The 18,789-nt window shown below is 63.1% G+C and carries 16 protein-coding genes; 8 read left to right on the top strand and 8 right to left on the bottom strand.

Going from position 1 to position 18,789, the window contains the following annotated elements; translation table 11 throughout:
- The first annotated feature begins 27 nt into the window (after positions 1-27).
- Together IEX16_RS14110 and IEX16_RS14105 are read left to right on the top strand one after the other, a co-directional pair.
- Positions 28-999 carry a zinc-binding dehydrogenase gene (locus IEX16_RS14110; protein ID WP_188709121.1) on the top strand — a complete coding sequence of 324 codons (972 nt, stop codon included), beginning with the start codon at positions 28-30 and terminating at the stop codon, positions 997-999.
- Between the two features lie 28 nt (positions 1,000-1,027).
- On the top strand, positions 1,028-1,999 hold the full coding sequence (locus tag IEX16_RS14105) for a Bug family tripartite tricarboxylate transporter substrate binding protein (RefSeq protein ID WP_188709120.1): 972 nt from the start codon (positions 1,028-1,030) through the stop codon (positions 1,997-1,999).
- 9 nt (positions 2,000-2,008) lie between these two features.
- Here the strand turns inward: IEX16_RS14105 and IEX16_RS14100 are convergent, their stop codons facing one another.
- The 3 genes from IEX16_RS14100 to IEX16_RS14090 all read right to left on the bottom strand — a co-directional run bounded on the left by IEX16_RS14100 (position 2,009) and on the right by IEX16_RS14090 (position 4,803).
- Positions 2,009-2,584 carry a class I SAM-dependent methyltransferase gene (locus IEX16_RS14100; protein WP_229676352.1) on the bottom strand — a complete coding sequence of 192 codons (576 nt, stop codon included), beginning with the start codon at positions 2,582-2,584 and terminating at the stop codon, positions 2,009-2,011.
- A complete protein-coding gene (locus tag IEX16_RS14095; protein ID WP_188709119.1) occupies positions 2,581-3,393 on the bottom strand; it encodes an SDR family oxidoreductase in 813 nt (270 codons plus the stop codon). The genes IEX16_RS14100 and IEX16_RS14095 overlap by 4 nt, the downstream gene beginning before the upstream one ends.
- A 180-nt stretch (positions 3,394-3,573) precedes the next feature.
- A complete protein-coding gene (locus tag IEX16_RS14090; protein WP_188709118.1) occupies positions 3,574-4,803 on the bottom strand; it encodes an MFS transporter in 1,230 nt (409 codons plus the stop codon).
- Between the two features lie 146 nt (positions 4,804-4,949).
- Between IEX16_RS14090 and IEX16_RS14085 the strand changes: the two genes are divergently transcribed.
- From IEX16_RS14085 to IEX16_RS14060, 6 genes are all read left to right on the top strand, one after another.
- Positions 4,950-6,920: a DNA topoisomerase IV subunit B gene (locus tag IEX16_RS14085; protein ID WP_188709117.1), complete on the top strand. Its 1,971-nt coding sequence runs from the start codon at positions 4,950-4,952 to the stop codon at positions 6,918-6,920.
- 42 nt (positions 6,921-6,962) lie between these two features.
- Positions 6,963-7,841 carry a lytic transglycosylase domain-containing protein gene (locus tag IEX16_RS14080; RefSeq protein ID WP_373288351.1) on the top strand — a complete coding sequence of 293 codons (879 nt, stop codon included), beginning with the start codon at positions 6,963-6,965 and terminating at the stop codon, positions 7,839-7,841.
- Between the two features lie 7 nt (positions 7,842-7,848).
- Positions 7,849-9,045, top strand: a complete 1,197-nt coding sequence (locus IEX16_RS14075) for a diguanylate cyclase domain-containing protein (RefSeq protein ID WP_188709116.1) — start codon at positions 7,849-7,851, stop codon at positions 9,043-9,045.
- 69 nt (positions 9,046-9,114) lie between these two features.
- Positions 9,115-11,472: a DNA topoisomerase IV subunit A gene (gene parC / locus IEX16_RS14070; RefSeq protein WP_188709115.1), complete on the top strand. Its 2,358-nt coding sequence runs from the start codon at positions 9,115-9,117 to the stop codon at positions 11,470-11,472.
- A 68-nt stretch (positions 11,473-11,540) separates the two neighbouring features.
- Complete coding sequence (locus tag IEX16_RS14065; RefSeq protein WP_188709114.1) at positions 11,541-11,735, top strand: DUF2905 domain-containing protein; 195 nt, start codon at positions 11,541-11,543, stop codon at positions 11,733-11,735.
- 43 nt (positions 11,736-11,778) lie between these two features.
- On the top strand, positions 11,779-12,759 hold the full coding sequence (locus IEX16_RS14060) for an ROK family protein (RefSeq protein ID WP_188709113.1): 981 nt from the start codon (positions 11,779-11,781) through the stop codon (positions 12,757-12,759).
- 100 nt (positions 12,760-12,859) lie between these two features.
- On the opposite strand, the gene IEX16_RS14055 is transcribed toward IEX16_RS14060, so the two are convergent.
- The 5 genes from IEX16_RS14055 to IEX16_RS14035 all read right to left on the bottom strand — a co-directional run bounded on the left by IEX16_RS14055 (position 12,860) and on the right by IEX16_RS14035 (position 18,748).
- A complete protein-coding gene (locus IEX16_RS14055) occupies positions 12,860-13,177 on the bottom strand; it encodes a hypothetical protein (RefSeq protein ID WP_188709112.1) in 318 nt (105 codons plus the stop codon).
- A 91-nt stretch (positions 13,178-13,268) separates the two neighbouring features.
- Entirely contained in the window at positions 13,269-14,651 is a 1,383-nt protein-coding gene (gene otsA, locus IEX16_RS14050) for an alpha,alpha-trehalose-phosphate synthase (UDP-forming) (RefSeq protein ID WP_188709111.1), read from the bottom strand.
- A gap of 139 nt (positions 14,652-14,790) precedes the next feature.
- On the bottom strand, positions 14,791-16,644 hold the full coding sequence (locus tag IEX16_RS14045) for a glycoside hydrolase family 15 protein (protein WP_229676351.1): 1,854 nt from the start codon (positions 16,642-16,644) through the stop codon (positions 14,791-14,793).
- Positions 16,641-17,408: a trehalose-phosphatase gene (gene otsB, locus IEX16_RS14040; RefSeq protein WP_188709110.1), complete on the bottom strand. Its 768-nt coding sequence runs from the start codon at positions 17,406-17,408 to the stop codon at positions 16,641-16,643. Before otsB ends, IEX16_RS14045 begins: the two co-directional genes overlap by 4 nt.
- Before the next feature lie 68 nt (positions 17,409-17,476).
- Positions 17,477-18,748 carry a multifunctional CCA addition/repair protein gene (locus IEX16_RS14035; RefSeq protein ID WP_188709109.1) on the bottom strand — a complete coding sequence of 424 codons (1,272 nt, stop codon included), beginning with the start codon at positions 18,746-18,748 and terminating at the stop codon, positions 17,477-17,479.
- Between the last annotated feature and the right edge of the window lie 41 nt (positions 18,749-18,789).

Below are 18,789 nucleotides of genomic sequence, written 5' to 3'. Positions count from 1 at the left end.
TCAATCCACACACAGGAAAACCAAGCCATGCAGTCTTACTGGATGAAGACCCTCGACAACGAATCCACGCTTGAGTTGCGCGACGTCGCGCGGCCCGAGCCGGGAACCCGGCAACTGCTGGTTCGCCTTCACGCTGCCGGCATGAACCGCGGCGAACTGCTCACCGGATTGAGTGCGGCCGGCAAGGCGGTAGGCATGGAGGGCGCCGGTGAGGTGGTTAAGCTTGGCGCGGACATCAGCGGCTTCCAGCCCGGCGATCGTGTCATGGGCCGCTGTACCGCAGCCTTTTCGGAATACGTTCTTATGGACCTGCACGAGGTAATGCGCATGCCAGCCGCGCTGTCCTGGGAAGAGGCCGCCAGTGTGCCGCTGACCTTCATGGTGGTCTATGACATGCTGGTCGAGCAGGGACGGCTGGTCGCCAGCGAGTGGCTGCTGGTCAATGGGATCTCATCCGGCGTCGGCGTGGCCGCGCTGCAGACGGCGAAGGCCCTCGGTGCGCGCGTGATCGGCACCTCCGGTTCGGCGGAAAAGCTGGCCCGCCTGCAGCCGCTCGGGCTTGACATTGGCCTGTGCACGCGCAAGGCCGATTTTTTCGAGGCCGTCATGCAGGCCACAGTCAACAAGGGCGTGAACCTGGTTGTCAATGCAGTCGGTGGCTCGGTGTTCGCGGAAGGGCTGCGCTGCCTGGCTTTTGAGGGCCGGCACGCCACCGTCGGTTATGTCGATGGCGAGCTGCAGGCCGAGCTGGATCTCGAAACCCTGCACATGAAACGCCTCCACCTGTTTGGCGTGTCGAACAAGTTGCGCACGCGCGAGCAGCGCGCCCGCAGCGTGGCGGGCTTTATCACCGACGTGTTGCCGGCGCTGGCGGACGGGCGTATTCGGCCGCTGGTGGACAAGGTGTTTGCCTTCGGCGAACTGGCTGCGGCCAAAGCCTGCATGGACGCCAACCAGCATCTCGGAAAAATTGTTCTCGCCATGCCCGGCGAGCGTTAGCCCTCACCATCCACAAGGAGACAACACCATGACAACAACAAAATTCTTATCCGCATTTCTGCTTGGCAGCCTGAGCTTTGGCGCCATGGCCCAGGCACCGGCCTACCCCGCCAAACCGATTCGCATGCTGGTCGGCTTCGCACCGGGCGGTGCCGCCGACTATGTGGCCCGTGCCATGAGCGAGGCGCTCGGCAAGGCCATGGGTCAGCCCATCGTGATCGAAAATCGCGCCGGCGCCGGCTCCAGCATTGCAGCTGAGGCAGCGGCCAAGGCTGCGCCGGACGGCTACACCATCCTTATCGCGAGCCCCAGCAGTATTTCAGTGAATCCGGCGCTCAACCCCAAGCTGGGCTACACCGCCCGCGACCTGATGCCCATCACCAAGGTCACCACCTCGCCGCTGGTGATCGCTGCCAATCCGGCCCAGGGCATTACGTCCGTCAAGGACCTTATCGACAAAGCCAAAAAGGCGCCAGGTACGCTCAACTACGCGACCTCGGGCAACGGCTCGGCCCCACACCTGGGCGCCGCGCTGTTCCTGCAGATCACCGGCGTGCAGATGACGCACATCCCGTTTCGTGGTGGTGGCCCGGCCGTCCAGTCAGTGATCGCAGGTGACACTCAGCTAACCTTCGGCACGCCGCCTTCAGTTCTGCCCATGGTGCAAGCCGGCCGCCTGCGCGGACTGGCGGTCAGCACGCGCGAACGCTCAGCGCTGGTTCCCGGTGTACCGGGCATGGCCGAAGCCGGCCTGCCGGAGTACAGCATCGAGTTCTGGTACGGCTTTTTTGTGCCAGTGGGTACACCGCCGGCCATCGTCAAGAAAATTTTCGATGCGACCACCGCGGCGCTGCAGCAGCCGTCCGTCAAGGCTGCGCTGGCGCGTGAAGGCACGGATGTGGCGCTGTCGTCCTCGCCGGAGCAGTTTGCGACCTTCCTCAATGAAGACGCCAAATTCTGGGTCAAGCTGGTCAAGGACGCAGGCGTCAAACTCGACTGAGTCTGGTAGCTACAGCGTGTAGCGCGGCACGCTGGCGCCCGGCGCGGTTTCCCGGACCGCCGCGATGCGCTGCACGAAGCGGGGCGGGGCGTCCCGGTAGCCATCTTCGAAGGCGACGATGCGCAGGTCGCGGCATACCTCCAGCAATTCGCCGGGACGCAGCAGGAAGTCGGGCCGCGAGGGCTTGCCGACAGTTTCGTTTCCCTGCGCAAAGGTTTCGTAAATCAGCACGCCGCCGGGTGCCAGACTGCTGATCAGCGTCGGCATCAAAGCCCGCCACAGGTAGTTGGTCACCACTACCGCGTCAAACTGCCGGCCGGCAAAGGGCCAAGGCCCGGCTTCAATGTCAGCAACCACCTTTTCGCAGGCATCTGGCGGAATTGCTATCGAATCAATAGCTGCTTGCGACCTGTCTACAAGGGCTAGAGGGTGTTTTTTCTTATAGAACCACCCGGCATGCCGGCCCTGGCCGCAGGCCACGTCCAACACCGTGCCGCCAGGCTGGACCAGGTGCGACCAGCGCTGCACCCACTCCGAGGGGGTTTCGCTGCCGTGGGGATTTATGGCCAGGCGATCAGCACTCACTTTGGTTTGGCCTCGTCCTTCAATGCTGCCAGCGCCATGTTTTCAACGGCGCCGGGTGCCAGCAGCTTGAGCCAGCGGCCGATCTTGCCCTTTGCCGACATCACCACCTCGCGCTCGCGGCGGTCCATGCCGCCCAGGATCAGGCGCGCGCATTCTTCCACGCTCATGGCGCCGTCTTCCTTGAGCCCGCTGCTGCCGGCCGGCGCACCGGCGGCGTTGAAGCCGCGGTGCCGGATCTGCGTGGCCACCACGCCCGGGTAGGCGGTGGTGACACTGACACCAACGTTTTTCATTTCTGCGCGCAGCGCTTCAAAAAATCCGGTCATCGCAAACTTTGTGGCGCTGTAGGCGGTGCGGCCGGGCACACCGACCAGGCCGGCCAGGCTGGACACCGCAACGATGCGACCGCGGCTTTGTTTGAGCGCGGGCAAGGCCGCATGGGTGCACCAGACGCTGCCCCAGAGGTTGATTTTCATGAGCTGTTCGTACCAGCCGAGGTCCTCCGCCCTGACCTCGGCGAACAGCGCCTGCGCCGACATGCCGGCGTTGTTGATCAGCGCGTCGATGCGGCCGAAGCGGTTCAAGGTCGCTGCTATCAGCGCGCTGCACTGGGACTGCTCGGACACATCGGTGCGAACCGCCAGCGTGGCGGCGCCACTGGCCTGGCACTGTGCGGCGACCGCCTGCAATGCCTGTTCATTGCGCGCGGCCAGCACCAGCGACAGCTGCGCGCCATGGCGCTGTGCGAGCTGGCGCGCCATTTCTGCGCCTATTCCTTCGGAGGCGCCTGTGATCACCATGGTTTTCATGCCGTTGTCTCCCCTTCTTTCTGGAGACGCAAGCCTACCACCCCGGCTTGCGGCGAAGCCTAGAAGCAGGCCCAGATCTGGTCGGCCAGAGTCCGCAGGAACTCCGGCCGGGTGTATAGCGCAAACACGCCGACAGTGGCCGCGACAGCCAGCGCATAGAGGGCGAGTTGGCGGGCCATCTCAGGCGCCTTGCGGGAGGGTGGCCGGACGTGGCCGCTGGATGGCGCTTTCGCGCACGGGCAGATTGACCAATGCCGCGAACACGCCGAGTGCGATGGCGATGTACCAGACGATGTCGTAGCTGCCTGTGCGGTCATACAGGTAGCCGCCCAGCCAGACGCCCAGGAAGGAGCCGATCTGGTGGCTGAAAAACACGAAGCCGCTGAGCATGGACAGATGCTGGATGCCGAAAATCTGCGCGACCACTGCATTGGTCGGCGGGATGGTGGACAGCCACAGCAGCCCCATCACACTGGCGAAGATGTAGACGCTGAGCGGGCTCAGCGGCGCAGCCAGGAACACCGCAATCACCACGGCCCGTGCCAAGTAGATGAAGGCCAGGATATTTTTCTTGGACAGGCGCTGGCCCAAGGCGCCGGCCGCGTAAGTGCCGAACACATTGAACAGACCGATCAGCGCCAGCGCGTAACTGGCGACTTCCGGCGACAGCCCCTTGTCGCGCAGATAGCTGGGCATGTGCACGCCAATGAACACGACCTGGAAGCCGCAAACAAAATAGCCAGCCATCAAGAGCTGAAAACTCGGGTATTTGAAGGCTTCCTTCAATGCCTGGAAGATGGTCTGCTCGCGTGGTGGCGCCTGGCCGGGGCCGAAGCGGGTTTCACGCAAGCCGAAAGCCAGCGGCGCAATCAGCAGCACAGCGGCGCTGAGAACCAGCAGGGCTTCCTTCCAGCCCAGGCCGCTGATCAAAAAACCTTCCACCGGCACCATCAGGAACTGCCCGAAAGAGCCCGCCGCGGCCGCCACACCCATGGCCCAGGAGCGCTTCTCGGCCGGGATGTTGCGCCCGATCACGCCGTAGATCACGGCGTAGGTGGTGCCGGCCTGGGCCGCACCGATCAAAATGCCGGCGGTCAGCGTGAACATCAGGCCGGTCGTGGACAGCGCCATGCCGACCAGGCCCAGCGCATAGAGCATGGCGCCGCCAATGATGACGCGGAAGGCGCCAAAGCGGTCAGCCAGCATGCCGGCAAAAATCCCGAAAATGCCCCAGGACAGGTTTTGCACCGCAATCGCCAGTGCGAATGTCTGCCGGGTCCAGCCCTGCTCCTGGGTAATTGGCAGTAGCCAAAGACCAAAGCCGTGGCGTATACCCATGGACAGGGTGACGATGGCTGCGCCGCAGAGCAGCACCTGCGCCATGGAAAGATTTCGACCGGGAGATTGCATGCCATGAATGTAACCAAACGGGCACTTTCCCGCATTCCGAAGTTGTCACGGCATTGATGAGGTTTACGCATCAATGCACCGCAAGTACGAAAGGGCTGTGTATTTATCCAGTCGTAAAATCCTGCCGGTCTACAATCAGCGCTTCCATGGCGACCAAACTACCCAACGACTATTCTGAAGGCTCGATCCGCGTGCTCAAGGGCCTTGAGCCCGTCAAGCAGCGGCCGGGCATGTACACGCGCACCGACAACCCGCTGCACATCATCCAGGAAGTGCTGGACAACTCGGCCGACGAAGCGCTTGCCGGCCACGGCAAGAAGATCAAAGTCTCGCTGCACACCGACGGCTCGGTCAGCATCGAAGACGATGGCCGCGGCATTCCCTATGGCCTGCACCCCGAGGAAAAAGCGCCCGTGATCGAGCTGGTATTCACGCGCCTGCATGCCGGCGGCAAGTTCGACAAGGGCAAGGGCGGCGCCTACAGCTTTTCCGGTGGCCTGCACGGCGTCGGTGTCAGCGTGACCAATGCCCTGTCCAAACGGCTGGAGGCGACCTCTTACCGCGACGGTATGGTGGCCAAGCTGGTGTTCGAGGCCGGCGACGTGACCGAGAAGCTGCACCTGCGCAAGGCCGGCGAGGGCGACCGCAAGTCCGGCACCACGGTGCGGGCCTGGCCCGATGCCAAATATTTTGAGGTTGCGGCGTTGCCGATGGCCGAACTCACGCATTTGTTGCGCAGCAAGGCCGTGCTGATGCCCGGCGTCACTGTGACCCTGCTGGTTGAGAAGACTAAAGAGACGCAAACCTGGCTGTACAAGGGCGGCCTGCGCGACTACCTGATGCAAACCTTGCCGGCCGACCCGGTGATTCCGCTGTTTGAAAATGAAGGTTTTGCGGATGCGGCGCACGACAGTTATGCTGAAGGCGAGGGCGCTCAGTGGTGCCTGGCCTTCACCGAAGACGGCCAGCCGGTGCGTGAGAGTTATGTCAACCTGATCCCGACCAGTGCCGGCGGCACGCATGAAAGCGGCCTGCGTGACGGCGTGTTCCAGGCGGTCAAGAGTTTTGTGGACCTGCATTCGCTGCTGCCCAAGGGGGTCAAGCTGCTGCCCGAAGACGTGTTTGCGCGCGCCAGCTACGTGCTCAGCGCCAAAGTGCTGGACCCGCAGTTCCAGGGCCAGATCAAAGAGCGCCTCAATTCGCGCGACGCGGTGCGGCTGGTGTCCAGCTTTGTGCGCCCAACGCTCGAACTCTGGCTGAACCAGCATGTCGATTACGGCAAAAAATTGGCCGAACTCGCCATCAAGGCCGCCCAAAGCCGGCAGAAAGCCGGGCAGAAGGTCGAAAAGCGCAAGGGCTCCGGCGTCGCCGTGTTGCCCGGCAAGCTGACCGATTGTGAAAGCAAGGACCTGGCGCACAACGAGGTCTTCCTGGTCGAGGGCGATTCGGCCGGCGGCAGTGCCAAGATGGGCCGCGACAAGGAAAGCCAGGCCATCCTGCCGCTGCGCGGCAAGGTGCTCAACACCTGGGAAGTCGAGCGCGACCGGCTGTTTGCCAACGCCGAGATCCATGACATCGCGGTGGCCATCGGCGTTGATCCGCACGGGCCCAACGACACGCCCGACCTCAGCGGCTTGCGTTACGGCAAGGTCTGCATACTGTCGGACGCCGATGTGGATGGCTCGCACATCCAGGTGTTGCTGCTGACCTTGTTCTTTCGGCACTTCCCCAAATTGATAGAAACCGGCCATGTGTTTGTGGCGCGGCCGCCGCTGTTCCGGGTCGATGCGCCAGCACGCGGCAAAAAACCTGCGTCCAAGGCCTATGCGCTTGATGCGGGGGAATTGACTGCGATTCTCGACAAATTGCGCAAGGAAGGCGTGCGCGAAGGCGCCTGGGCAATCAGCCGCTTCAAGGGCCTGGGCGAAATGAATGCGGAACAATTGTGGGAAACCACACTCAATCCTGACACTCGTCGCCTGTTGCCGGTGCAACTGGGTAATATGGATTTCGCACAGACCGAGTCTCTGGTCACCAAACTGATGGGTAAGGGCGAGGCCGCTGCGCGGCGCGAACTGATGGAACTCCACGGCGATGCCGTGGAAATCGACATTTAAGGTAGCGACATATGAAAGCGATGCAACTGCACCGGCATGGCCATGTTCATGCATAAAAAGTGGATTCAGCCCATATCAGACGGGCGCAAGCTGCTATCTTTTTTGATGATTGCGGCGGCATTGCTGGTCACCGTGCCGGCTCGCGCTGACGTCTGGGGTTATGTTGACAAGGCGGGGGTGGCGCATTTCTCGACCGAGCGCCTGGACGAGCGTTACCAGCTGTTTTTCCGCGGCGGCGAAAGTTTCGACACCAGCCGAGGGGCGCGCGGCGTGCCTGACTACAGTTCCGGTGCGCCTGGTGCACCGCCCAAGCTGCTGGCTTTTTTCGATGTGTCGCCGAATTACAAGGCGGTCAAACATTTGCTGCGTGAAGCCTCGGTGACTCACGACATCGACTATGAGTTGCTGCAGGCCCTGATTGCCACCGAGTCGGGCTTCAACACCCATGCGGTGTCGCCCAAAGGGGCGGTTGGCCTGATGCAGCTGATGCCGCCGACGGCTCAGCGCTACGGCGTTCGATCCGACAATAAATCGCCTATCGAGAAAAAATTGACCGATCCCAAAACCAATATCCGGGCCGGCTCGCGTTATTTGCGGGATTTGATCGACATGTTCCCGGGCCAGCTCGAACTGGCGGTGGCCGCTTACAACGCTGGCGAGGGCGCGGTCCAGCGCGCTGGCAACAAGATCCCCAATTACACGGAGACGAAAAATTACGTCAAAACCGTGATGCAACTGTATGCCCACCTGAAACCGCCCAGCGTGGTCGGTGATGCGCGCCGATCCGGCCGTGTCAGATTGGAGATGATGGGCGGCAACAGTGGTCGGCTAGCGGGCGGGGCGGCCGGGCGCAGCAATCAGCTTCCCCCGTTGCAGGGGCAAACGCCAGTCGCGCCAGAATTCAAGATCGAACGGGAGTAGGCCTTAAGTGAACCCTGCTTTCACCCCTGATATTTTTGCCCTGGGCGTGGCCACCGGTGTGCTTGGCCTGGTGATGCTGTTCAGTCTGATCATTGCCTATGCCTACGACGAGCCCACCCTGTTCGCCTTGGGCGGGTATGTGCTGGTCGTTACCCTGGCCTTGCTTGCAGGTCGCCAGACAGGATTGCCGCTTCCCGAACTCGAATCTGTTGTGTTGATCCTGGGCCCGACGATGGTCGCCGGCCTGCATGCCTGGCTGCTGCGCAAGCGCCAGGTCAGCGCGGGTGACAAGCTTGTGATAGCCGCCACCGTGCTGTTGGCGCTGGCAGTGGCCGGGCTTCGGATGGTGGACAACTCACCGCTGAGCATCCTGGCCGGCAGCTACGGCCTGGGGCTACTGCTGGTGTTTTCGTGGCTGTATTTGTGCCTGCCTGCCTGGCGTATTTCTGGCCCCTGGAAATGGTGGCTGGTATTGGGCCACCTGGGGGGGCTGGTTGTCGCCATGCTTTTTCTGCTGGGTACCGTGGATTCCAAGGCCAGCTACTGGCCGGTGGCCCTGATGCTGCTGCTGCAACTGCCCTGCACCTATCTGGCGCTGGTCTGGCGCAGCCGCCTGCTCAATGAAGGCCGGCTGCGCGGGCTGGCCGCCAAGGTCACCGATCCGCTGACCGGCCTGTCCAGTCTGGCGGTGTTGATTGACCGGCTGCGGCCGGCCATCAGCCGTGCCCAGAATCTCAAACACGGGGGAGCGCTCTACCTGATTGAGGTCAATAACCTGTCTGGGCTGGTCAATGAACTGGGCGCGGACTCCAAAGAAAAAATTATTCTCGAAGCGGCCAACCGCATCCGGCGTGCCATCAGCGACAGCGACACGGCGGCCCGGATCACGGAACAATTGTTTGCCGTGGTTGCCCAGGATTTGCAGGACGACGGACAAGTCGATTCCCTGGCGACCCGTTTGCTGGTCAGCGGCTTGCGAATCGAGAGTGAGTTCCTGCCCGGTGTATCTTTGCAGTTTCGCGTCATCGCCACAGATCTGAAAGTGCGGGTCCTGCCCGACACAGCCGCCGCGCAGGCTTGGCTGCGCGGTTTGGTCAATCATTTCCTGACCTGGCCCGATACCCATCGCTCGCGCAACATTTTGCTGTTTTCCAATGGGCAGATGCGCCGGCCGCAAAGCGCCGCGACTAACAGCAGTTTCTGAGCGGCACGGCCGCTGTTGCCCGGCATTCTTCCCCCACCTGTTTCCTGACCTGCGCAACTTCCGACCCCCATGGACGATCTTTTCACACCTCCCCCGCCCGCAGCCCCCGAACTGCCCGACCAGGAGTCGTTGGCTGCCTATGCCCAGCGCGCCTACCTTGAATATGCACTGAGCGTCGTCAAAGGGCGTGCCTTGCCCGATGTCTGCGACGGCCAGAAACCGGTGCAGCGCCGCATCATGTTCGCCATGGCGCGCATGGGCCTGGGTTTTTCCGGCAACAGCGGCGCCAAGCCAGTCAAAAGCGCGCGTGTGGTGGGCGATGTGCTGGGCAAATACCACCCGCACGGTGACCAGGCGGCGTATGACGCGATGGTGCGCATGGCGCAGGACTTCAGCCAGCGTTACCCGCTGATTGACGGCCAGGGCAACTTCGGATCCAGAGACGGCGACGGCGCGGCTGCCATGCGTTATACCGAGGCACGGCTGGCAAAAATCACGACCCTGTTGCTCGACGAACTTGACGAAGGCACGGTCGACTTTGTACCGAACTACGATGGTTCTTTTGAGGAGCCGCGCCAACTCCCGGCGCGTCTGCCCTTCACGCTGCTCAATGGCGCCAGCGGCATCGCCGTCGGACTGGCCACCGAGATCCCCAGTCACAACCTGCGTGAGGTGGCCGATGCCTGCATCGCACTGATCAAGACGCCCAAACTTTCTGATGACGAGCTGTACACGCTGATCGCCGGACCGGATTACCCAGGCGGCGGCCAGATCATTTCGACGGCCGCCGACATCGCAGCGGCCTACAGCAGCGGACGCGGTTCGCTCAAGGTTCGCGCGCGCTGGAAGATCGAAGACCTGGCGCGCGGCCAGTGGCAACTGGTGATGCAGGAGTTGCCGCCCGGCGTCAGCACGCAGCGCGTGCTGGAAGAAATTGAAGAGATCACCAATCCGAAAATCAAGGCTGGCAAAAAGGCGCTGAGCCTGGACCAGGTGCAGCTCAAGCAAACCATGCTGGCCGTGCTTGATGTGGTGCGCGACGAGTCCAGCAAGGACGCCGCCGTGCGCTTGGTGTTCGAGCCCAAGACCGGCCGTATCAGCCAGATCGAACTGATAACCACCTTGCTGGCCCACACCAGCCTCGAAAGCTCGTCCAGCATTAACCTGACCATGATCGGGCTGGACGGCCGGCCGACGCAGAAGAACCTGCGGCAGATGCTGGGTGAGTGGATCAGCTTCCGCCAGACCACCATCCAGCGGCGTTCGCAGCACCGTCTGGACAAGGTGCTGGACCGCATCCATATCCTCGAGGGCCGGCAGCTTGTGCTGCTCAACATCGACGAGGTGATCGCCATCATCCGCCAGGCCGAGGAGCCCAAGGTGGCGCTGATTGCGCGCTTCAATCTGAGCGACCGGCAAGCTGAAGACATCCTCGAAATCCGTCTGCGCCAGCTCGCGCGACTCGAAGCCATCAAGATCGAGCAGGAGCTCAAAAATCTGCGTGAAGAGCAAGGCAGACTCGAAGAAATCCTCGGCAGCCCGCCCGCTTTGCGCCGCCTGATGATCAAGGAAATCGAGCTGGATGCCAAACAGTTTGCCGACCCGCGCCGCACCCTGATCCAGGCCGAGAAAAAAGCCGTGCTTGAAGTCAAGGTGCTGGACGAACCGGTGACCGTTGTGGTCAGCGCCAAGGGCTGGGTGCGCGCGCGCAGCGGCCACGGCCATGACCCAGCCACGTTTGCCTTCAAGTCCGGCGATGGCCTGTACAGCACCTTTGAATGCCGTACCGTGGACAGCCTGCTGGTGTTCGGCACGGTGGCCAAAGGCACGGGCCGCGTTTATTCGATTCCCGTCGCCATGTTGCCTGGCGCGCGCGGTGACGGGCAGCCAGTCACCACACTGATAGAACTGGAAACCGGCACGCATCCCGCGCATTATTTCGCCGGCCCATCCAGCGCCACGCTGCTGCTCAGCAGCAGTGGCGGCTACGGTTTTCTGGCGACGGTCGAGAACATGGCCACGCGCCTCAAGGCCGGCAAGGCATTCATCAGTTGCGCCGAGGGTGAAGCGGTCTGCAAACCATCCCACGTCTCCGGCAGCAGCGGCGCGGCGCCCCTTCATCCCGCCACCCACGTCGCCTGCGCATCGACAGCTGGCCGCATCCTGACCTTTGAAATCAGCGAACTCAAGACTCAACCTGGCGGCGGCCGGGGTTTGATGTTGATCGACCTGGATACCAAGGACACCCTCGCCGGTGCGGCGGCCTACACCCGCAGCGTGAAGATTGAAGGCATTGGCCGGGGCGGCAAGGTTCGCGAAGAAACGCTGGAGATTCGCAGCCTGAACAATGCACGGGCGGCGCGTGCGCGCAAGGGCAAGGCGGCTGATTTGGGTTTCAAGCCATCTTCGATTTCGCGCCTGGAGTAGTGCCGTGTTTTGGCGCTGCTTTAATCACTTTCGCATTTGCACGTTCAGTGCGCACAAACTCTAGGCCCATGATTCGTTGGATGCTGGTGATTTTCCTGGCACTGATCCTGATCAGCTGGTTCACGCCTTTGCTGCAAAAATTGGGCTTCGGAAAACTTCCGGGCGACTTCCGCTTCAAGTTGTTTGGCCGCGAATGGTTTATTCCGCTGACCACCACCATCCTCCTGAGCGTGCTGGCGAGCCTGATCAGCAAACTGATTTGAACCCGGAGACCGGATGCCGACCGACCCAGCCAAAGCACAAGCCATGAGCGCACACGACGAGGCGCCGGATGTGCGCCTGCCCGCCGGTGCAGCGCCGGTGGCCTGCGTGGACATCGGTGGCACCAAGGTCGCTGTCAGCGTGCTTGACCCGCAGGGTATTCGGGGTCGGCTGGTCGAGCCCACGGCCAAGCAAGGTGCCTCTGACGCGCTGGCGCAGCAGGTGCTTCGCATGCTGGACACCAGTTGCGCAACAGCTCAGGTCCGCCGGGGCGACCTTGCCGCCGTCGGCGTTGCATCTTGCGGACCGTTTGTCCTGAAGCAGGGATTGATCGAGCTGGCGGCACCCAACATCTGCGGTGGTCTGGCCGGCGAGGCGCGGGGTTTGCCCAACACCTGGACGACGGCTGTGCTGGAGGCACCGCTGCGTGCTGTCTTCCGCCGGCTACGGATTGAAAATGACGGTATTGCCGCCCTGGAAGCCGAGCGTCGCTGGGGCGCGCTGCAGGGCCTGGACCATTGCGCTTATGTGACCTGGAGCACCGGCATCGGCGTTGGCCTGTGCGTCGATGGTCGCCCGCTGCACGGTAAAAACGGCAACGCCGGCCATGCAGGCCATATGTTTGTCAGCGACAACCAGGACGCCTTGTGCGGTTGCGGCAACATCGGCGACCTCGAAGCGCTGGTAGCCGGCAACGCCATTCCGCGGCGTTTTGCGGTGCTTGGTTACCCGGATGCCGCTGGCTTGCTGGCCGACGCGCGCGCGGGCGAGATGCAGGCTGTGACGCTGGTGGACGATCTCTGCCAGGTGATGGGGCGCGCGCTCTACAACCTAGTGGTGACACTGGACCTGCAGCGCATCAGCATAGGCGGGAGCGTGTTCTGGCACCACCGAGATTACCTGCTGCCGAGGCTGCAGGCGCAGCTCACTGGCAGGCTGCCCGCCTTGACCGATGGCGTTGAACTGGTACCCGCCGGGCTAAAGGACAGGGTGGGTGACTACGCGGCGCTGGCATTGGTGGCCTGACGCCTGTCCAGCCCGGCTCAGGGCATCGCCTTCCCCTCATGGCTGCATTTGCGGCACTTCACCAGCACCTGGCAGTTGTGGCGGTCTTCTTCCACCACGCTCAGGCGGCCGTCTCGGTGCACTGCGGGCAATTGGCCTGGTCAGCCACAGTTTCTGCGTGTGAAAGCAGGTAAAGGTAGCGGCGCAATGCCCAGAGCGCGATCACACCGCTGAGGATGAACAAGCCGGCGTTGACCAGTTTGTTACCCACGGAGCCGCCATGAAACAACTCCAGGGTGGCCATCAGCGCAATCGTACTGAGCAGTGCCAGCAACATGTGGGCATCGCTGGACAGCAGCTCACGCTCATACCACTTGCGAAAACCAATGGTACGTGTGCCCTCGGCAAGCGGATGGTTGAGGTAGTTGCGTCGGGTCATGGCCGTTCAGAATAGATACGGAACAGTTACACACTTCCTGTTTTTCTGCCGGCGCCTGGCAAAGGCTTTCAGTCGCTGCTCAGAATCAGCTTCAGCCAGGCGCCATGTCGGTGAGCGTCTGCAAAAAGGTCTTTCGCCACCAATGTACGTCCTGCTGCCGAATGCGTTCCAACAGCTTCTGGTGGCGCTTCTGACGTTCGGCCAGCGGCATCTGCAGTGCGACCTGGATGCTTTCGGCCGTGCCGTGGGTGTCGTAGGGGTTGACCAGCAGGGCTTCCTTGAGTTGCTCGGCCGCGCCGGCAAAACGTGAGAGCACCAGCACACCGGGGTCGGCCGGGTCCTGCGCCGCAATAAACTCCTTGGCCACCAGGTTCATGCCGTCGCGCAGCGGCGTGACCAGGGCCACGCTGGCCACGCGGTAAAGCCCCGGCAGGCGTTTGCGCGCGACGTTGCGGTGGATGTAGCGCACCGGCATCCAGTCAAGCTCGCCGTAGTCGCCATTGATCGATCCGCACAGGCTTTCGAGCTCCTGGCGCAAGCCGGAGTAGGTGTCGAGTGCCTCGCGGCTCGGCGAGGCGATCTGGATCAGCGTGGCGCTGCCCAGGTTTTCCGGGTATTGCTGTAGCAAATGGCGAAACGCGCGCAGGCGTTGCGGCAGGCCTTTGGAATAGTCGAGCCGCTCCACACCCAGCAACAGGCGGCGCCGTGAATACTCGTCCTTCATGCTGTCGAACATCTCGCGTGCATCCTTTCCGTGGGTCAGCGCGGCAAATTCATCGACGTCGATGCCGATCGGAAAGGCCTGGGCATGGACGGTGCGCCCGAAGGCGCGGAACTGGTGTTTGTCCAGCGTTTCGGCGCCGGCTTCCTGGCCGACATACCGCGAGAAGTGGTCCACGTCGGCCTGGCTCTGCAAGCCGACCAGGTCATACGCGAACAGGGAGCGGATCAGCCACTCGTGCTGCGGGATCGCCGCCAGGATCAGCGGCGGCGGCAATGGAATGTGCAAAAAGAAACCGATCCGGTTTCGGCAGCCCATGGCCCGCAATTCGGCGGCCATCGGGATCAGGTGATAGTCATGCACCCAGATGATGTCGTCGGGCCGGAGCAGTGGCATCAGCTTGCGCGCCATCATCTGGTTGACGCGCCGGTAACCGCCGATGAAGCCGGCGTCGAAGTCGGCCAGGTCCAGCCGGTAGTGAAACACCGGCCACAACACACCGTTGCTGTAACCCAGGTAATAACTGTCGTAGTCCTCCCTGCACAGGTCCACCGTGCTCAGGGTGACGTTGCCGGCCTGTTGGGTCTGCATATCGCCTTCACCGGGCGTGCCCCCTTCGACAATCGTGCCGCTCCAGCCGAACCACAGGCCGCCATTGGTCGACAGCGCATCACCGAGCGCCACGGCCAGCCCGCCGGCCGCGGTCTTGCGCGGATCGGCCACCCGGTTGGAGACAACAACGAGGCGACTCATGCCAGGCCATCTTCAAAAAACAGGCAGAGAAAGTTGCCAACACAAGCGGGGGCCGCGGAACCGGCTTCGCCGGGCCGCAGGCGCCTGCCCCCTGCAAGGGGGGAAGGGGCTACACGCAGTGAGCCTCCGACGGGGGTGTTCATACAGCGCTGTCCCAGGGCGCCGACAGGCGCACCGCCGCATTGATGATGCCGACCATCGAATAGGTCTGCGGGAAGTTGCCCCACATCTCACCGGTGACCGGGTGTGTGTCTTCCGACAACAGGCCGACGTGGTTGCGCGCGGCCAGCATGGTTTCGAAAATTTCGCGCGCCTGATCCTTGCGGCCGATGCGGGCCAGCGCATCGATGCGCCAGAAGGTGCAGATATTGAAAGCAGTTTCGGGTTTTCCGAAGTCGTCGGGCGCTTCGTAACGCCGCATGTAGGGGCCGTCGCACAGGTGTTTTTCCAGCGCATCGACGGTGGCAACGAAGCGCGGGTCTTTCGGGTCGATGAAGCCGACCTCGATCATCAGCAGCACGCTGGCGTCGAGATCGCGGCCGCCGAAACTTTCGGCGAAGGCCTGGCGCTCGTCGCTCCAGGATTCGCGCAGGATGCGCTCGCGCATGGTGTGGGCATGACCGTGCCAGTAAATGGCGCGGTCCGGCTGCTGCAGGGTGACCGCGATCTTGCCGAGGCGGTCGCAGGCTGCCCAGCACATCAGCGCCGACGAGGTGTGTACGCGGGCCCGCGTGCGCAACTCCCACATGCCGGCATCGGGCTGGTCGTATTTGCGCACCGCCTGCTCGCCGACCGCTTCCAGCCGCAAAAATTCGGCCTCGCCGGCGCGGTGCAGCAGGCGGTGGTCGTGAAAGGCCTGGGCTGCACCCAGCACCACATTGCCGTAAACGTCGTGCTGGAAATGTTCCTGTGCCTGGTTGCCGACGCGCACCGGTCCCATGTTGCGGTAGCCGCCCAGGTGGTCGTAGGTGGCTTCGGGCAGTTCGCGCTCCAGGCCGATGCCGTACAGCGGCTGGATGTGGCCGCCGCCGGCCTGCACCACCACGTTGCTGAGCCAGCGCAAGTAGTCTTCCATGGTGCCGACTTCGGACAGGCTGTTGAGTGCGCGCACCACAAAAAATGCGTCGCGCAACCAGCAGAAACGGTAGTCCCAGGTTCGCCCGCTGTTGGGCGCTTCCGGGATGCTGGTGGTCATGGCCGCGACAATGGCGCCGGTGTCTTCGAATAGTGAGAGCTTGAGTGTGATGGCCGCGCGTATCACCGCTTCCTGCCACTCCAGCGGCAGGTGCAGGCGCTGGCTCCACTTGCGCCAGTAACTCAGGGTTTCTTCCTCGAACAGGCGCGCGGTGTCGGCAATGCCGTCGGCCAGCGACTCGTCAGCGCCCAGCAGGAAGTTGTGCTCGCGCGTCAGCACAAAAGGCTGGCGCGACAGCAGATGGGCAATCGGTGCGTCGGTGTTCAGGCGCAGGGTCAGCGCGTCGCCGACGAAGCGCAGGTGGTTGCTGCCCTGGGTCACCGCGGGCCGGGTGCGGCCCCAGTCGTACCGGATGTCCAGCGCCACACGGATGCGCGGCGCGCCGTGGATGGGCCGCACACGCCGCACCAGCGTCATCGGCCGGAAGAAGCGCGAACGCCGGTAAAAACGCGGCGCAAAGTCGGTGATCTCAATCGCCTGGCCACTGGTGTCGAACAACTGGGTGCGCAGCACCGCGGTGTTGTGGTCGTACCATTGTTTGCTGTGCGAAAAGTTTTCGATCTCGATGGCAAAGGCGCCGCCGTTGTCGCTCGGGTCCAGCAGGGCGTTGAAGACCGGATCGCCGTCGAAACGCGGCAGGCAGCACCAGACAATGCGCGCGCGTGCATCGACCAGCGCGCTGAAGGCGCAGTTGCCGATCACACCCAATGACAGGGAGGGCGGCGCCGGCGCTGCAAAGGTGCTGGCACCATCGAATGCGGTGGATGTGGAGGGGGACGAAAAGCTGGAAACACTCATGAGGGCAGACTTTCGGCGCGTGAAGCCAGGGACGGAACCAGCGCCGCCTGCAGCCAGTCGGCCATCGCAGGCACCCCGGCACAGCGGTACAGCGCGCTGGTGGCGCCGGCACCGACCTTGACGGCGTGCCCGCCCATGCGCTGGACTTCCTCGAAGCCGTCTTCATCGGTCACGTCGTCGCCGGCAAACACCGGGACTCGCCCGACAAAAGGTGCCTCGGCCATGAAAGCGGCTATCGCTGTGCCTTTGCTGACGCCCGTGGGCTTGAGATCGATCACGCATTTGCCCTGCATCAACTGCAGGCCGCTGCTGTTGGCCACCGCTGTCTGCATCACCTGCAGGCACAGCGCCTCAAGTTCGGGCGCATGACGGTAATGCAGACTGAGCGCCAGATTTTTGTGTTCGAGCTGCAGGTCGGGATACTGCTGGATCAGGCCCTCGGCAGCGGCGAGCACGTGGCGTAAATCCGTGGCTGGTGCGCTGATCATCTGGCCCTGGACGTTGCGGCGCTGGGCGCCGTGCTCGACGGCGGCTGGCAGTTGCAGCGGCGCGAGAAAACCATCCAGATCGAGCAGACGACGACCCGAAACCAGCGCCAGTGCGCCACCGAGCTGGCCATACAGGGCGGCCAGATTGCTGGTCAGTGTAGGCGGAATAATCACCGCGTCAGGCCGGGAGGCAATCTCCACCAGGGTTCCGTCGAAGTCGAGAAAAAGCGCCGTGCGGGCGGTGATGCGGGGAAGCATTTCGTGAGGCTTGTGCATTGAAAGCTACCTTAGCAGAAAGCCTGCCCGCGACGTGTAGGTCGGCACCGTGTCTGGGCCGTCAGCGCTCAGTCCGCGCCGGGTTCCAGCCCCTGCTGGACCGCGCGCACACGGGCAGTGTGAATCATCTCGCCGATTTTTGTGCCCGCCAAGCCGGCTGCCTGTGCAGCCTGGGCTACCGGCTCGGTGGCGACCGACTGCGCCGCCTGCAGGACCCGGCCCAGGCGCTCGCGCTGTGGGTAGGCCGACTCCTCCAGCCCGAGCCGGCCGCGCGCGTCGCATTCGCAAGCCAGCAGGACTTCTGCGAAACGCTGTGGCTTGCGGAAGGCGTCGCAGCGTTCGAGCAGCCGCACCAGTGCAGCCGCACTGAACCCGGCACTGCGGTGGATGTTGCCGTGTTCGCGTGCCACCACCTCGGCCAGTTCGCGGCAGTCGGTGGGCACACGCAGCCGCTCGCACACACCCTTGAGCAGGCGCACACCGCGTTCTTCATGGCCGATGTGACGCGGCAACATTTCGGCCGGCGTTGTGCCCTTGCCAAGGTCGTGGCCCAGACAGGCAAAACGCACGGCCAGCCCGGTATGCAGACGGGCCGCCATGTCCAGCACCATCATCAGGTGGATGCCGGTATCAACTTCGGGGTGGTACTCGGCACCTTGCGGCACGCCCCACAGCCGGTCAACTTCGGGCAGCAGCTTCTTCAGTGCACCGCAGGCGCGCAGCACCTCGAACATGCGGGACGGCGTGTCCTCCATCAGGCCACGCGCCAGCTCCTGCCAGACCCGTTCGGCCACCAGCGCATCGGCCTCGCCGTCCTTGACCATTTCGCGCATCAGCGCCAGGGTTTCCGGCGCCACCGTGAAGTCTGCAAAACGCGCAGCAAAACGTGCGATTCGCAGGACGCGCACCGGGTCCTCGCGGAAGGCCCCGGTGACATGGCGCAACACTTTTTCCTGCAAATCGCCGTGCCCGCCCCAGGGATCAATCAGGACCTCATTTTTTATATCAAATTGGCCCTCAGCCCATACCGGACGTGCGTGAATAGCTATTGAATTGATAGTAAGGTCACGCCGTGCCAGGTCTTCTTCGAGCGTCACACCGGGGGCCGCGTGAATCTCAAAACCGCGGTAGCCGCGTGCGGTTTTGCGCTCGGTGCGTGCCAGCGCGTATTCCTCCCTTGTTTGGGGATGAAGAAAGACCGGAAAGTCCTTGCCGACCGGCAGAAAACCTTGGGCCACCAGTTCTTCAGGCGTTGCACCGACCACCACCCAATCACGGTCCTGCACTGGCAAGCCAAGCAAGGCATCCCGTACCGCACCGCCGACCATGTAGATGTCCATGGCGCAAGTGTAGGCGCAGCGCTTGCTCGGAAGCCTGACGG

It is taken from the genome of Polaromonas eurypsychrophila (assembly GCF_014641715.1).
GTDB lineage: Bacteria > Pseudomonadota > Gammaproteobacteria > Burkholderiales > Burkholderiaceae_C > Polaromonas > Polaromonas eurypsychrophila.
Note: the sequence above shows the minus strand (reverse complement) of the source record. Positions and strands in the feature narration are given on the sequence as shown.